14 protein-coding genes are annotated in these 14181 nt (G+C 38.4%); 6 read left to right on the top strand and 8 right to left on the bottom strand.

From position 1 onward, the window contains the following. Nucleotides 1-2 precede the first annotated feature (2 nt). Entirely contained in the window at nucleotides 3-881 is an 879-nt protein-coding gene (locus ABXG98_RS16230; RefSeq protein WP_353539748.1) for a hypothetical protein, read from the bottom strand. A 163-nt stretch (nucleotides 882-1044) separates the two neighbouring features. Further along, the gene (locus ABXG98_RS16225; protein ID WP_353539747.1) at nucleotides 1045-1881 is read right to left on the bottom strand and encodes a hypothetical protein; all 837 of its coding nucleotides are present in this window, start codon (nucleotides 1879-1881) and stop codon (nucleotides 1045-1047) included. 180 nt (nucleotides 1882-2061) lie between these two features. On the opposite strand from ABXG98_RS16225, the gene ABXG98_RS16220 reads away from it, so the two are divergent. Continuing rightward, complete coding sequence (locus tag ABXG98_RS16220; RefSeq protein WP_353539746.1) at nucleotides 2062-5301, top strand: DUF3427 domain-containing protein; 3240 nt, start codon at nucleotides 2062-2064, stop codon at nucleotides 5299-5301. A gap of 80 nt (nucleotides 5302-5381) precedes the next feature. On the opposite strand, the gene ABXG98_RS16215 is transcribed toward ABXG98_RS16220, so the two are convergent. Continuing rightward, nucleotides 5382-5744, bottom strand: coding sequence for a helix-turn-helix domain-containing protein (locus ABXG98_RS16215; protein WP_353539745.1), 363 nt, complete (start codon nucleotides 5742-5744; stop codon nucleotides 5382-5384). A gap of 71 nt (nucleotides 5745-5815) precedes the next feature. Between ABXG98_RS16215 and ABXG98_RS16210 the strand changes: the two genes are divergently transcribed. The 3 genes from ABXG98_RS16210 (at nucleotide 5816) to ABXG98_RS16200 (ending at nucleotide 7328) form a co-directional block, all read left to right on the top strand. Continuing rightward, nucleotides 5816-6289, top strand: coding sequence for a C40 family peptidase (locus ABXG98_RS16210; RefSeq protein ID WP_353539744.1), 474 nt, complete (start codon nucleotides 5816-5818; stop codon nucleotides 6287-6289). Nucleotides 6290-6555: 266 nt separating this feature from the next. Continuing rightward, nucleotides 6556-6828 (top strand): type II toxin-antitoxin system TacA family antitoxin, encoded by a 273-nt coding sequence (locus ABXG98_RS16205; RefSeq protein WP_353539743.1) that lies wholly within the window; start codon nucleotides 6556-6558, stop codon nucleotides 6826-6828. Then, a complete protein-coding gene (locus ABXG98_RS16200) occupies nucleotides 6825-7328 on the top strand; it encodes a GNAT family N-acetyltransferase (RefSeq protein ID WP_353539853.1) in 504 nt (167 codons plus the stop codon). Before ABXG98_RS16205 ends, ABXG98_RS16200 begins: the two co-directional genes overlap by 4 nt. Nucleotides 7329-7419: 91 nt before the next feature. On the opposite strand, the gene ABXG98_RS16195 is transcribed toward ABXG98_RS16200, so the two are convergent. Continuing rightward, a complete protein-coding gene (locus ABXG98_RS16195; RefSeq protein WP_353539742.1) occupies nucleotides 7420-7707 on the bottom strand; it encodes an Arm DNA-binding domain-containing protein in 288 nt (95 codons plus the stop codon). Nucleotides 7708-7891: 184 nt separating this feature from the next. On the opposite strand from ABXG98_RS16195, the gene sbcB reads away from it, so the two are divergent. After that, nucleotides 7892-9337: an exodeoxyribonuclease I gene (gene sbcB, locus ABXG98_RS16190; protein ID WP_353539741.1), complete on the top strand. Its 1446-nt coding sequence runs from the start codon at nucleotides 7892-7894 to the stop codon at nucleotides 9335-9337. A gap of 10 nt (nucleotides 9338-9347) precedes the next feature. Here the strand turns inward: sbcB and ABXG98_RS16185 are convergent, their stop codons facing one another. The 4 genes from ABXG98_RS16185 to ABXG98_RS16170 all read right to left on the bottom strand — a co-directional run bounded on the left by ABXG98_RS16185 (nucleotide 9348) and on the right by ABXG98_RS16170 (nucleotide 13438). Continuing rightward, on the bottom strand, nucleotides 9348-10202 hold the full coding sequence (locus ABXG98_RS16185; RefSeq protein ID WP_353539740.1) for a substrate-binding periplasmic protein: 855 nt from the start codon (nucleotides 10200-10202) through the stop codon (nucleotides 9348-9350). 916 nt (nucleotides 10203-11118) lie between these two features. After that, on the bottom strand, nucleotides 11119-11982 hold the full coding sequence (locus ABXG98_RS16180) for an NAD(P)-dependent oxidoreductase (protein WP_353539739.1): 864 nt from the start codon (nucleotides 11980-11982) through the stop codon (nucleotides 11119-11121). 825 nt (nucleotides 11983-12807) lie between these two features. Then, a complete protein-coding gene (locus tag ABXG98_RS16175; protein WP_353539738.1) occupies nucleotides 12808-13173 on the bottom strand; it encodes a HopJ type III effector protein in 366 nt (121 codons plus the stop codon). 7 nt (nucleotides 13174-13180) lie between these two features. Next, the gene (locus ABXG98_RS16170) at nucleotides 13181-13438 is read right to left on the bottom strand and encodes a DUF2999 family protein (RefSeq protein ID WP_353539737.1); all 258 of its coding nucleotides are present in this window, start codon (nucleotides 13436-13438) and stop codon (nucleotides 13181-13183) included. 250 nt (nucleotides 13439-13688) lie between these two features. Here ABXG98_RS16170 and ABXG98_RS16165 point away from each other — a divergent pair, with 250 nt between their 5' ends. After that, nucleotides 13689-14171, top strand: coding sequence for a glutathione peroxidase (locus tag ABXG98_RS16165; protein WP_353539736.1), 483 nt, complete (start codon nucleotides 13689-13691; stop codon nucleotides 14169-14171). Nucleotides 14172-14181 lie beyond the last annotated feature (10 nt).

The raw sequence follows: 14181 nt of genomic DNA, 5'->3' as shown, positions 1-14181 counted from the left end.
TACTATGTAGTCTCTGCATTTGGTATTGTCGCTACTTCTTCATTAGTTTGGGCAGAATGTCCTAATATAATAAAAGCGAAAATACCCAAACCAATCATCAGCACATCGTCACGCCAAACCGGCTTAAATTCCCAAGTTATAAAAACAGGAATCGCAATAAAGATCACTGCATAAAGTAAGATTGTTAATGAACAAATACTGAGGAGACTCGTTATAAATCGAATAGGGGTTAATGCACTTATTTTATAATTTCTAACTTTGTCTTTTACTATGCCAAAAGTAGTCAATAAGACTGCAGCCAATAACAACAGCACTATGCCATTCATTTGGCTTAATACTGCAACTACAACACCGCCAATGATAAGCGCTAATGTTGTAATAATAAGAAGTACTAGATGAAAAAATGCAAATAACCAAGGGGTAGTATTTTCTTGCTGTTTAATATGTTTGGCCCGAGAGAGAAAATAAAACTTTACGTTTTTATCACCTTCTTCTTTAGATTTTTTTTCTTGGTGAAGCTGAGTCAAGTAACGAACAACGGCTAAATTAGCTGATTTATACTTTTCAAAACCAGCATCAGACAATGTAAAGTCATCATGTTCCTTAAGTAAATTATCTGTTTTATTTAAATACCCAAACTTCTCTTTGATATCAGGTGTTAAGCCGTTTATTTCATTACCAAGATTATTTTCAGAAGATGAGAAACCAAGATCTTTTAATAATTGCTGGAGATTAAGACGCCATTGAGCAATCAGCTCTGATTGGGTTAACTCTGGTTTAGGAGGTATTTCCTCCTTGGTGTATGCTTGTTCAGAGTTCATGTGTACTTTATATGAGCCTTGCTTACATTCATTAACCGAGTCTTTAAAGGATGATTCCATTCTAATTACATTAATAATTACTACTTAAAATCATTATCGCACTATAGTAGAAAAACTTAAATAAGCTTTTATAATTATTTGGTTACGTGTCTCTTTAAGAATAATATTGAACGATTAAAAGGTACAAGTTACCTTTGAGCTAAGCGCTCACAAAACCCAATAATTACTCACCGGTGCATTTGTTTATTACTTGCTTATCTAACGCCAAATCTAAAATGGCAGAACAGACGATAACATTTCTATTTTTATCAAATAAAACACTCTCTGAGTTAGTTTGCAGTAAAGTCATTTCTTTATTTCTATGGATAATTCTACCAATATAAAGCCGCTTATTTGCGTCATAGAAATGACTACAGCTTGCAACATATCCGTCTTTCTTTTTTAATGTTGATACACCCACACATTGTTTAATGGCAATATCGGCTTTACCTGCTCTAAAGCCAGTTGCATATGAAAGGGTAAGATTTGCCCACAATGCATTTAGTATTATCAAACTTAAAATCATTAAAAAAATCAAACCAAAAAGTGACACTGTTGGGTAAATTAATATTTCCTTTACCCTTTTAGGTAAAACTGTCAATTTTGTTGATAAAATATGCCTCACTCTACTTTTACTTTGCGCTTCATTCGGGTTCCACAAAAAAATTTTAAGTAGCCCACCTAACCCCAATGCTGTAATAATAAAACCCAATATGCCCATTTCAAAAAAACTGATAACACTTACCGAAAGCTCATCAAATATTGCCTTTGTTGCATAACCGGCTTGCATGATACTTTCAAAGCTACTTAAGGTAAGTTCATGTTCACCTAAGCCATGGCCTGCAATTCTTCCCTGCAAAAAACTATAACCAATGAAGTGCCCTGCTACAGAAATACCTCCCCAAGCAGCAAATACTATAGAAGCAATAGTAATTAGCCTTTTATAAGGATGCTGTTCAATATTATTTTTTTGTACTTCGTTGACCGTGCTTAAAGGGGGTTCACTGTTGTTTACTGTCATATTAACTCCTTTTAAAATTTACTATTGGCACTTAACAATAGTTATCGTGTTCATGTTAGCAAAAATTTATCAAAAAAATCCTCTTAATTATATATTTTTAAAAGGAAAATACTAATTCATCTCACATGTATTTTAAGATACTATCTTTGTTAACAAACTTTCATAATAAAAAGGATTTTCATGAACACAACGGGTATCTACGAGCAGCTAATTACCCAGTTAGTTGAGCAAAACTTAGATAGAGAAACCTTTCATGTTGGTGAACGTTCATTAGAAGCGGGTGAAGCAGCTACTTGGCTATCACGTTTTTTAACCCGACTTATTGAAATTGCCATGGACTCAGTGCCCAATGGCGAATCTAGAATTCATGATCAAATAAACCTAGCCAACACCATAGTTCAATGGCTTAGTACCCATATAAAAGATGAACAATTAATCAGTGAAAACTTAATTGATAGCCAAGGTAAAATCCTTACCGCACTCTTTGACAAAGCCAACCCTATTGCTGCTGACTTGCCTAAGTACGTTGACGCAATTATGCCTATTACTGGGCTTACACAAAGTGAGCTATTTTGTGGCAGCAATGTCGGTGTTTCACTAGAAACTGAAATAAAAAGAGAGATCCAATCTTCTGATAAAATCTACTGGCTAGTATCCTTTATAAAATGGGCTGGTATTCGCATATTCAAAAAGGAATTAGAGGCTTTCACCCGTAGCGGTAAACAATTAAAAGTAATCACCACCTCTTACATGGGCGCAACGGATGCCAAAGCGGTAGAGTTTTTAGCAACACTGCCAAATACCGAAGTAAAGCTTAGCTACAACACCAATCGTGAACGCCTGCATGCAAAATCGTATTTATTTATGCGTAATACTGGCTTTCATACTGGTTATATTGGCTCATCTAATTTATCGCACTCTGCCTTAACTAGCGGCTTAGAGTGGAATCTTAAAATTACCTCACAAGAAATACCGCATATTATTGAAAAGTCGCTCAGTACCTTCGAAACTTACTGGCAATCACCAGACTTTGAACACTTTGACGGTAAAGCACAAAGTCGTGAAAAATTAAGCAATGCCTTACAAGAAGCCAGAAGCAGTGTTAACCCTTCAACGCCAAGTTTCTATTTTGATATAAAGCCGCACTCGCACCAGCAAACCATACTAGAAAAATTACAGGTAGAGCGCACTTTACATAATCGCTACCGAAACTTAGTGGTTGCCGCAACAGGCACAGGTAAAACCATTATCTCGGCTTTTGACTTTGCACGTTTTTATAATAAAAATCCCGAAGCCAAGTTTTTGTTTATTGCCCACAGAGAAGAAATACTAAAACAAGCCCTTGGCGCCTATCGAGGCGTACTAAAAAACAGCACCTTTGGTGAGTTATGGGTGGGCAATAACAAGCCAAGCAAATATCAGCAGCTCTTTGCTTCTATTCAATCATTAAATAATCAACTTAACAGCCAAACAAGCGAGTTATCGTTAAGTGAAGATTACTTTGATTACATTGTAATTGATGAAGTACACCATATTTCAGCGAGTAGTTACCGCAGTATTTTAAAGCACTTTATTCCCAAAATACTCTTAGGCTTAACCGCAACACCTGAGCGACACGATGGCAGTGATATTCTTCAGGATTTTTGTAACGTTATTGCCGCAGAAATACGTTTACCTGAAGCGATAAATCAACGCCACCTTTCACCATTTCAATACTTTGCTATAGATGATGATACCGACTTAACTAAAATTTCGTGGTCTAAAGGCCGTTATGATATTGCTGAGTTAACTCACCTTTATACCTATAACGATCAACGCGTTTTGCGCATTCTGCAAAGCCTGCAAGAAGTGGTTACTGATATTTCACACATGCGCGCCCTCGCCTTTTGTGTCAGTAAAGAGCACGCAAAATTTATGGCGCAAAAATTCACCCTGCATAATATTGCCTGTGGTGTATTAACTAGCGATAACGCTAAAGACCGTGAAGTAATGCAACAACAACTAAAATCAAAACAGATAAATGTATTATTTGTTGTTGATATATTTAATGAAGGTGTCGATATTCCAGAGCTAGACACCCTGCTATTTTTACGCCCTACCGAAAGCTTAACCATATTCCTTCAACAGCTTGGCCGTGGTCTTAGATTAACTAACGATAAAGAATGCTGTACCATTTTAGATTTTGTAGGTAATTCACGACCAGAATACGACTTTTCACATAAGTTTAGAGCCTTAGTCGGTAAAACAAACCAAACCATTGCCAAAGAAGTAAAGCAAGGTTTCCCAAATTTGCCGTTAGGTTGTCGTATTGAGTTGCAAGAAAAAACGCAAGCGATGATCTTAAAAAACATTAACCAAACAACAATAAACAAAAACAAGTTAATCGCCTTAATCATCAGCTTTCAGCATGCGACTAATTTACCGTTAACCCTGACTAATTTTTTGCACCTAAACGACAGCATCACCCTAGAAGATATCTACAAGGTTAAAGTGGGCAAAGTCGGTGGCTGGTCAGTACTCGTTGCCGCCAGTATGCACAAAGGTAATAGCAAAGGTATAAGCCAAAGCAAAGACAACGAAATAGCGCCAGATGATAAAGCGCTTTACGCCGCCTATTATCGCGCTATTAATAATCGCTTAATGAACTGCACTTCCCTTACTTATTTACGCTTTGTAAAAGCGCTTTGCGATAACAACTTTTCACTGGCTAATCTCGCTGCTAATTTTCGCGCACACCAGCAACAGTTTGCGCTAATGTGTCATTACGATTTTTGGGACAACACAGGTAAACAATTAGGTTTTAAAGACTTAGCAACAAGCCTTGCGGCGCTAAAAAATGAAAGATTACAGCAAGAGCTAAGTGAGGTTATCTCAATGCTGATTGAACGATTAGATGTTAATGAATTTGTTATGCCAAAAGTTAACAACACAGTCGTTGATTCATCACCTCTTAACATGCATGTACGTTACCCAAAAGAGCATATTCTGGTCGCCTTTGGTGATAGTAGCTTTACTAAAAAATCATCAAGCCGTGAAGGGGTGTTAAATATTAGTGATGCCAATACTGAACTATTATTTGTTACCTTAAACAAATGTGAAAAGCAGTTTTCCGCCACCACCATGTATCACGACTACGCCATTAGCCCAACCTTATTTCACTGGCAAACCCAAAACAGCGCATGTCCAGAGTCAGGCCGAGGCTTAGGTTATATCACGCAAAAAGAAACCAAGAAAACTTTCTTGTTATTTGTACGTGAGCAAGGCAAGGATGAAAATGGCAGAACCATGGGCTTTGTTAATTTTGGTCCTGTAGATTTTATTAAATATGAAGGCAGTCAGCCGATAAATATTACATGGAAGTTAAAACATCCCATGCCAGCATATTTGTGGCATGAGACGGCGAAGTTGGCGGTTGGGTAGAATCTTTATTGTTACGTAGTTACAGTACACCTAAATAAACAATTAATGAGCAGCCTAGAGTTATTTTATTTATTAGCTTATTACCTATTAGATAATAAGCTAATCAGTAATGCGCCTAAAGCCGCACCTGCTACTACCTTACCTGCACCAGAGTTATCAACTCCTCTTAACTGAGGAGTGACGTTATAACCTTTATCTTTAAGTCGAATAATATAAGATTCAGTTTCAATCATTAAGTTACTCACTGTTTCCCCCAATGCCTGAGAAACAAGAAAGATTTGATCTGTACTCATCCTCGACTTACCACTCTCAAGACGGCTGTAGGATGCTTGAGATATTCCCAAAACATTAGCAATCTCAGATTGCTCTTTTTCTTGGATTTTTCTTTTACTAGCGACAATCGCGCCAAACACTGCTGAGTATGTTGTTTGTAAATTATTCATAGAAAGCCTTTACACTGTACCCATATACTTTTAACTTATATATACTTTAAACGCATACACATAGGATTTATATGCATATTAACTTAAAAATTGGATCTTTACTATTACGTAAGAAAGGGATCTTTGAACACACAAGTGTTTATTTAGGACAAGGTAAAGTAGTTCACACTGTACCTGAGACGGGTGTTAATATTATAAATTACGATGAGTTTGCAAATAAACAAAATGTGAACATTATTCATACAGAAAACCTTGATGTTGAAACTTTAACTTCAAGGTTGGAAGAGGTTTTTGGTGGAGATACTCGATATTGCCTCATTTCAAACAACTGCCAGCACATAGCGCACTACTTAATTCATGGTTCCTCAAAAAGCTCACAGCTTAATTGTACTGTCGGTGGTGCAGCAGTTGGGGGATTTCTAGGGTTTATAAATGAAAAAAATATTTGGCTTTCTGCAATTATAGGTGGGGTTACAGGATGCTTACTCTATTCAGCAACATTAAAAATAGACAGTACTTTACCAGCAATAAGGGCTACAACTTAACTCCAGAAGGGCCATCAATAAAATGATGTTTGATAATTAAACGTAATTATTGCGTTAGCTGTGATCCTTGCTGCCAGGCCATCATGGTCAACTAATTCTCTTTTTCCAGTGAAAAGTGCTTTTATTTCTGAGTTAGTTCGATAGTTCTTACTATAATTATTTTATTAAAACTTCATGTGCCACAATGACACAACACTTGCCTATTTTAAATTAATGAACCATAATATTCATGTGTCACTTTGACACATAAAAACAAAGGAAAAATTATGGCTGCTACATTACCCAGAATCACTGCTAGGGTTGATATTGATACCCAACATCTACTAAGTAAGGCTACTGCATTAGCTGGGATGTCCAGTATAAATTCGTTCGTTTTAAGTGCGGCAGTAGAAAAAGCCAAACAAGTGATTGAACAAGAGCAAGTACTTAAACTCAGCCAGCATGATGCCATTATGCTAATGGAAGCTTTAGACAAGCCAGCAACAGCTAACACTAAGTTAAAAATGGCTGCCTCTCGCTATCAAAGTAAAACACAATAATGAAAACTGTTCTGTTAGATAAAACTAAGCATGATAGAAATAATTTCAACTGTGAAATTACAGCCTTAAATCACTATTTTAAAGCTATGGCAAACCAGCAGGCAAAAAAAGATAACACTAGAACATTTGTTCTCGAAGATACCACCAACAATTCACAGGTAATTGGCTTCTACACCCTCACCATGACACCTATCGAATTAGAGAGCTTACCTTCGAGACTGCAAAAAAAGCATCAATCATCCACTTCAGGAGGTTTAATTGCGCGCCTTGGTGTTGATATAAAGTACAAAGGTCAAGGTTTTGGTGAATGGTTATTAATTGACGCACTTGCCAAATTACTTAGCGCCAGTGATAGTGTCGCTTTTCCAGTAATTATTGTCGAGGCAAAAGGTGGCTCAAAGCATTTTTATGAAAGATATGGTTTTACTGCCTTTGAAGACAATGAAAGTAAATTATTTATCACCATTGCTGATGTCAGGGCTAGTTTAAGTAATCTCTAGCTATAACAATTTAAATGTCACTAAGCTAGGGAGTTAAAGCTATTGCGCTTTCGCCCCCAAACCAAGATATAACTTAAGGTTATTTTTACCACTATCGAGACAAGTTCACTTTTAACAAAGCGATCATTACCTTCTCGTTAGAATCAGTAACTAAAAGTGGACTTCCCACTCCTGACTTTATCCTAGCCTCAGACAATTTAATATCTGAATAGCGACCAATTTTAATTGGTTGTTGCTTACCTTGCCATCTAAAGCGATAATTGAACGTAATTATTGCATTAGCACTGATCCTTGCGGTCAAACCATCACGGTCAGCTAATTCTCTTTTACCAGTGTAAGGTGCTTTTATGTTTCTGAGTTTGTTATCGCTTAATGACATAGTAAAACCTAAATATAATACGATCCGTCTGTGGGCACATCTTACACTTTCATGATGCACATTACGATGCACACTTTAGAATTAGAGATAAAAAATAGCAATGAATTTTAACGGACACTAAATTGATAAAAGATGCTGATATTAAAAGAAAAAATAAAGGTTCAAGATGGAGTAATCGAAGCTAATGGATGCTAGTAAACAACCTACAATTTTGTGGCACGATTACGAGACTTGGGGCATTTCCCCTAAGTTTGATAAGCCTTCTCAATTTGCCGGTATTCGTACTGATCTTGATTTAAACATTATTGGCGAGCCTGAGATGTTTTACTGTCAACCTCCGGTTGATTATTTACCGCACCCTGAAGCGTGTTTAGTTACCGGAATTACGCCGCAAAAAGCGCAAAGTGAAGGTTTGTCTGAAGCAGAATTTGCTACCCGTATTCACAACTTATTTGCTACGCATAATACCTGTGTTGCTGGGTATAACAATATTCGTTTTGATGATGAAGTGTCTCGCTATTTATTTTATCGTAACTTCTTTGATCCTTATGCGCGCGAATGGCAAAACGGTAATAGCCGTTGGGATATTATTGATATGGTGCGTGCCTGCTATGCGCTCCGTCCTGAAGGGATTAACTGGCCAACCGTTGAGCGTGATGGTGAAGAGGTAGTAAGTTTTCGTCTTGAGCTATTAACGCAAGCTAATGGCATTAGCCATGAAGCCGCCCATGATGCCATGAGTGATGTATACGCCACTATTGCTATGGCGAAATTAATTAAAGAAAAACAGCCAAAATTATATGATTTCATCTTTAATTTAAGGGGCAAAAAACAAGTTGCTGAATTATTAAATGTTGCTGATATGACACCCGTGGTACATACCTCGTCTAAAATATCGTCAAAGCATGGATGTACTAGTTGGTTTGCGCCGGTTAGTTATCATCCGGTGAATAAAAATGCGGTAATTTGTGTCGATTTAGCGCAAGATCTTGCACCACTTTTAACATTAACAAGTGACGAGATTAAAACACGTTTGTATACGCGTCATGATGATTTAGCGCCCGATGAAAAACCGATTCCTCTTAAACTTATTCATATCAATAAATGCCCTATTGTTGCGCCAGCAAAAACACTTTTACCTGAAAATGCCCAACGTTTAGCTATTCCCCGTGACTTTTGTTTAGAAAACTTGGCCACGTTAAAAAAACATAGTGAACTAAGAGATAAGTTAAGTGATGTTTTTGCGCCTGAGGCGTTTGATAATGCTGATACCGATGCAGAGCAAGCGCTCTATGGTGGTAGTTTCTTTAGCCAAAGCGATAAAGCACAAATGGACGTGCTACGCGGTTTACCCCCTGAGCAGCTGGGAAGTTATCCGTTTAAATTTCAAGATGAACGTTTGTCGGTGTTGTTATTTAGGTATAGAGCTCGAAACTTTCCGCACACCTTAACGAATGAAGAGCAAGCAAAATGGCAAAACCATTGCAAAGGTAAGTTACAATATGGTGGCAAGGGCATTCTAAGCTTAGATGAGTTTATGATTAAAATTGAAAACTTGGCACATGAGCATGAAGAAAACAAAGGCAAAATGTCAGTTTTAAAAGCGCTCTATGAATATGTGCAAGGCTAGTCGGTGTTATTTACTTATTAGGAAAAGAAGCGTTTTTTAAATGGATCACGGTGCGGTTTTCAAGGTTTAGTTTTTTTAAACTTGCGCCGAAGTATTGGTTAAACAATGCTTGATAGTCGCCATTAGCAATAAGCGCTTGAAAACCTTTTTCAATAACAGATGCCAAGGCGGAGTTGTTTTTGTTAACAAAAAAGTAATGTGCGGACGGATATTTTAATACTAAGTTAGGCTCAATAATTAATTGCTGATTTCTGGTCTCACTTATTTCACTTTCGGCCTCTAATACAGAGCGTGGAAAATAATCAACTAAGCCGTCAAGCACAGCTTTAGAGTGATTAACAAAACTCAGATTTCCCTCTACGGGTAATAAATTGTCCTTTAATATCTCATAATCTGCCCAATCAAAACGCTGTACTGCGGTATATTTCTTCAAATCATTAATAGTTTTAACTTGGTTGAATTTTTCAATAGCATCAGGCCGAATAAATAGTACCCGCCAACCAATATAGCCTTGATATATGGGGATTTTGATGGCCCTTAGTTTTTCTTCACGATATACGTTTGTTACCGACCAGTTAAGATCAATATCAACATCATTGCTTAATTGTTTAACTGCGCGGTTCTGCCCTAAAGGTTGCTGATGGTAAATAAGGTTTAATGTTAGGTTTTGAGTTGTAAAAATCTGCGATAAGAGCTCTTCAATAAAAGGATTTCTGCTCTTTTTTCCCTGAGGTGGCGCTGAAATAACCAGATCAACACGGTTAGCATTATCCTCATGGTTACTGGCGTTACTACTGTGCGCTAGCGGAGAAAAGGTAGTAAAAAATAAAGCTGTAATGGCTATTGCCGCTTGATATTTCAACATTTAATTCCCCTCAACAGCTTGGTGTGAACCAAGTTGTTAGTTGCTAGCATTCAGGTGTTAAACATCCGTATTTTACATTATTATGCCTTTTCATTTATCCCAGAGCAAAATCTATTGGTTTTAGAGGGATTCATTGTCCGTTTATTGTCGGGATAAATTCCGCCCTACATGGGTTTATCACTTTCCGCCCGACATGGTGTGCCCTTTGTAGGGGGTAATTCGCTGCCCGCTTTGTGTCGGAATAAATTCCGCCCTACATTGATTTACCACTTTCCGCCCGACATTGGTGTGCTCTTTGTAGGGGGTAATTCATTGCCCGCTTTGTGTCGGAGTAAGCTTATTGTCGGAATAAATTCCGCCCTACATTGGTTTATCACTTTCCGCCCGACATGGTTTGCTCTTTGTAGGGGGTAATTCATTGCCCGCTTTTTGTCGGAATAAATTCCGCCCTACATTGGTTTTTCACTTTCCGCCCGACATGGTTTGCTCTTGGTAGGGGGTAATTCATTGCCCGCTTTGTGTCGGACTAAAGTCCGCCCTACATGGGTTTTTCACTTTCCGCCCGACATGGTGTGCCCTTTGTAGGGGGTAATTCATTGCCCGCTTTTTGTCGGAATAAATTCCGCCCTACATGGGTTTATCACATTCCGCCCGACATGGTGTGCCCTTTGTAGGGGGTAATTCATTGCCCGCTTTTTGTCGGAATAAATTCCGCCCTACATTGGTTTTTCACTTTCCGCCCGACATGGTTTGCCCTTTGTAGGGGGTAATTCATTGCCCGCTTTTTGTCAGAATAAACTCCGCCCTACATTGGTTTATCACTTTCCGCCCGACATGGTGTGCCCTTTGTAGGGGGTAATTCGCTGCCCGCTTTTTTATCGGAATACGCTACATAGTTGTTAACTAGGTTGTGAAGCTATTTTTTAAAACGAGAGATTAAACTAGAGGTATCCCAACGATTACCACCACTTTCTTGAATCTCTTGATAAAACCCATCAACCATTTTTGTCATTGGTAGTGGCACGTCATTCTTTTTGGCTTCGTCAAAGGCTATGGCTAAGTCTTTGCGCATCCAATCAACGGCAAAACCAAAATCATATTCGCCAGCAAACATGGTTTTGTAACGGTTTTCCATTTGCCATGAGCCTGCAGCTCCTTTAGAGATAGTTTCTACTAGTGCTTGGGAGTCTAGGCCAGCTTTTTCTGCGAAGTTAAACGCTTCAGCTAAACCTTGTACCACACCGGCAATACAAATTTGATTAACCATTTTAGCTAATTGGCCACTGCCCACAGCGCCCATTAATTGACTAAAGCGAGCATAAGCCGCCATTATCGGTTGTGCCTTAGCAAAAGTTTCAGCATCTCCTCCTGCCATAACGGTTAACACTCCATTCTCAGCACCTGCTTGGCCACCTGATACTGGCGCATCAATAAAGTGTTGTTCTTGGCTTGTTGCAATTTCGGCTATTTCACGGGCGATATTGGCTGATGCTGTAGTGTGATCAACTAAAATACCACCTTTAGGCATGCCGGCTAATATTCCTTGCTCTGCCAATACAACTTGGCGAACGTCTTCATCGTTACCTACACAACAAAAAACAATTTCACACTCTTTGGCAGCAAGTGCTGGGGTTTGGGCAAAGGTGCCCCCGTATTCGCTTTGCCATTTTTTTGCTTTTTCAGTGCTACGGTTATAAACACAAACGTCATGGCCTGCTTTTTGAAGATGACCAGCCATAGGGTAACCCATAACGCCTAAACCAATAAATGCTACTTTCATTATGCTGTTCCTTATTAAACTTTTAATTTAACTGTATTTAGTTCGTAGTCGGAGTACGCTACATGGTTTGCCCTTTGTAGGGGTAATTCATTGTGCGCTTATTGTCGGAATAAATTCCGCCCTACATTGGTTTTTCACTCCGCCCGACATGGTGTGCTCTATGTAGGGGGTAATTCATTGCCCGCTTATTGTCGGAATAAATTCCGCCCTACAATGGTTTATCACTTTCCGCCCGACATGGTGTGCTCTATGTAGGGGGTAATTCATTGCGCGCTTTTTGTCGGAATAAATTCCGCCCTACATTGGTTTTTCACTTTCCGCCCGACATGGTGTGCCCTTTGTAGGGGGTAATTCATTGCCTGCTTTTTGTCGGAATAAATTCCGCCCTACATTGGTTTTTCACTTTCCGCCCGACATGGTTTGCTCTTTGTAGGGGGTAATTCATTGCCCGCTTTTTGTCGGAATAAATTCCGCCCTACATTGGTTTACCACTTTCCGCCCGACATGGTGTGCTCTTTGTAGGGGCTAATTCATTGCGCGCTTATTGTCGGAATAAATTCCGCCCTACATTAGTGTTCATTCCGCCCGACATGGTTTGCTCTTTGTAGGGGGTAATTCATTGCCCGCTTATTGTCGGAATAAATTCCGCCCTACAATGGTTTATCACTTTCCGCCCGACATGGTTTGCCCTTTGTAGGGGGTAATTCATTGCCCGCTTTTTGTCGGAATAAATTCCGCCCTACAATGGTTTTTCACTCCGCCCGACATGGTGTGCCCTTTGTAGGGGTAATTCATTGCCCGTTTTATTGTCAGTCTTAGTTTAAGTTACTTACTGACTAATGCGACCGATGCAAACTCAACGCCTTGCCAACCTGTTTTCATGAAGTTTCTGATATTACCATGGTCATTACCGCTTGGGTTTGCTAATACATCTTCTCGGTAGTAACGCCCAAAACAAGCGAGTGTTTGCTGCTCAGTTAAGTTATTTAATTGAGCAAAATAAAATATTTTACATGATCCTTCATTAGTGCCCGCTTGGTTAACTAGCTCACCATTAGTAAAGTCAGCGGGTTGATAATGGTAATTATCGGCAATTACCTGCATGACTTGCTCAAAGTTGATAGTTGTTGCTTGCTGTTTTATTTCGCTAAGCAAATCGTTCATGGTATCGCTGTTATTATTTACTGACATTAGCGAATTACAACCCTTCTTTAAGTTTCGATTTTGCCGCTTCTACTTTTGAAAAGTCTAAACCTAACTCTTCTACAGCTTCTTTAATCAGCTCAGGTTGAGTCATTACTAAGCCCATCATCGCTTGTAATTTTTCAGGTGGAATTCCTAATTGTTGAATAATCCCCATTGCCATTAATGGATTTTCGGTTAACGCTTGAAAAAGCTCACTGATTTTTTCTTCGCTGATATTATGTTCAGTTAACATTTGAATAATTGGGTTCATTTTTTGAGTTCCGATCAGTTATTTTTGAAGGTTAATTTTTATCACTGAAGTTTACCCTTTTTTGCAATTAAAATAAAAACAATATAAACTCTATGAAATTAGGTTGTGCACAATTTAATTTTTAGCAACTTAGTTTTTATTTGCATTCCAGCATAAAACACCACTGGAATGACAATCTATTGATAGCGCTGTGAATAACAGCTTATTAATAAAAATATAATGAGAAGGTGTTCTCATCTGAGGAAATATAATGAGTCATGACATATACCAGTTTTCTGCCAAAGATAGCAGCGGCGAAACTATAGAATTAGCTAGCTATAAAAACAAAGTGATGTTAATTGTTAATACCGCCAGTGATTGTGGGTTTACGCCACAATATGAAGGCTTGCAAACGCTTTATCAAAAACATCAAGCACAAGGTTTTGAGGTGCTTGCTTTTCCTTGCAATCAGTTTAAACAGCAGGAAAAAGGCAGTAATGAAGACATTAAACAATTTTGTGATTTGCGCTTTAACATTACATTTCCATTGTTTGGCAAAATAGAAGTAAATGGCGATAATAGTCATCCACTCTTTACCTTTTTAAAATCTCAAGCACCTGGCTTACTTGGTTCAACGGGGATAAAATGGAATTTCACTAAGTTTTTAGTGAATAAAGAAGGTAACGTCATTAAACGTTACGCCCCAACAACAAAGCCAGCAGCTATTGAAGCTGATATTGAGAAGCTTTTATAAACGATGGTCA

The organism is Colwellia sp. KU-HH00111 (assembly GCF_040362745.1).
GTDB lineage: Bacteria > Pseudomonadota > Gammaproteobacteria > Enterobacterales > Alteromonadaceae > Colwellia.
This window is presented reverse-complemented; position numbering and strand designations above follow the sequence as displayed.

What these genes read in the sequence shown, in the direction of transcription:
- ABXG98_RS16185 (WP_353539740.1), bottom strand. Translation starts at nt 10,202, where the DNA reads ATGTTGAAATATCAAGCGGCAATAGCCATTACAGCTTTATTTTTTACT.
- ABXG98_RS16215 (WP_353539745.1), bottom strand. Translation starts at nt 5,744, where the DNA reads ATGAATAATTTACAAACAACATACTCAGCAGTGTTTGGCGCGATTGTC.
- ABXG98_RS16170 (WP_353539737.1), bottom strand. Translation starts at nt 13,438, where the DNA reads ATGAACCCAATTATTCAAATGTTAACTGAACATAATATCAGCGAAGAA.
- ABXG98_RS16195 (WP_353539742.1), bottom strand. Translation starts at nt 7,707, where the DNA reads ATGTCATTAAGCGATAACAAACTCAGAAACATAAAAGCACCTTACACT.
- ABXG98_RS16175 (WP_353539738.1), bottom strand. Translation starts at nt 13,173, where the DNA reads ATGTCAGTAAATAATAACAGCGATACCATGAACGATTTGCTTAGCGAA.
- ABXG98_RS16225 (WP_353539747.1), bottom strand. Translation starts at nt 1,881, where the DNA reads ATGACAGTAAACAACAGTGAACCCCCTTTAAGCACGGTCAACGAAGTA.
- ABXG98_RS16220 (WP_353539746.1), top strand. Translation starts at nt 2,062, where the DNA reads ATGAACACAACGGGTATCTACGAGCAGCTAATTACCCAGTTAGTTGAG.
- ABXG98_RS16210 (WP_353539744.1), top strand. Translation starts at nt 5,816, where the DNA reads ATGCATATTAACTTAAAAATTGGATCTTTACTATTACGTAAGAAAGGG.
- ABXG98_RS16180 (WP_353539739.1), bottom strand. Translation starts at nt 11,982, where the DNA reads ATGAAAGTAGCATTTATTGGTTTAGGCGTTATGGGTTACCCTATGGCT.
- sbcB (WP_353539741.1), top strand. Translation starts at nt 7,892, where the DNA reads ATGGATGCTAGTAAACAACCTACAATTTTGTGGCACGATTACGAGACT.
- ABXG98_RS16165 (WP_353539736.1), top strand. Translation starts at nt 13,689, where the DNA reads ATGAGTCATGACATATACCAGTTTTCTGCCAAAGATAGCAGCGGCGAA.
- ABXG98_RS16230 (WP_353539748.1), bottom strand. Translation starts at nt 881, where the DNA reads ATGGAATCATCCTTTAAAGACTCGGTTAATGAATGTAAGCAAGGCTCA.
- ABXG98_RS16205 (WP_353539743.1), top strand. Translation starts at nt 6,556, where the DNA reads ATGGCTGCTACATTACCCAGAATCACTGCTAGGGTTGATATTGATACC.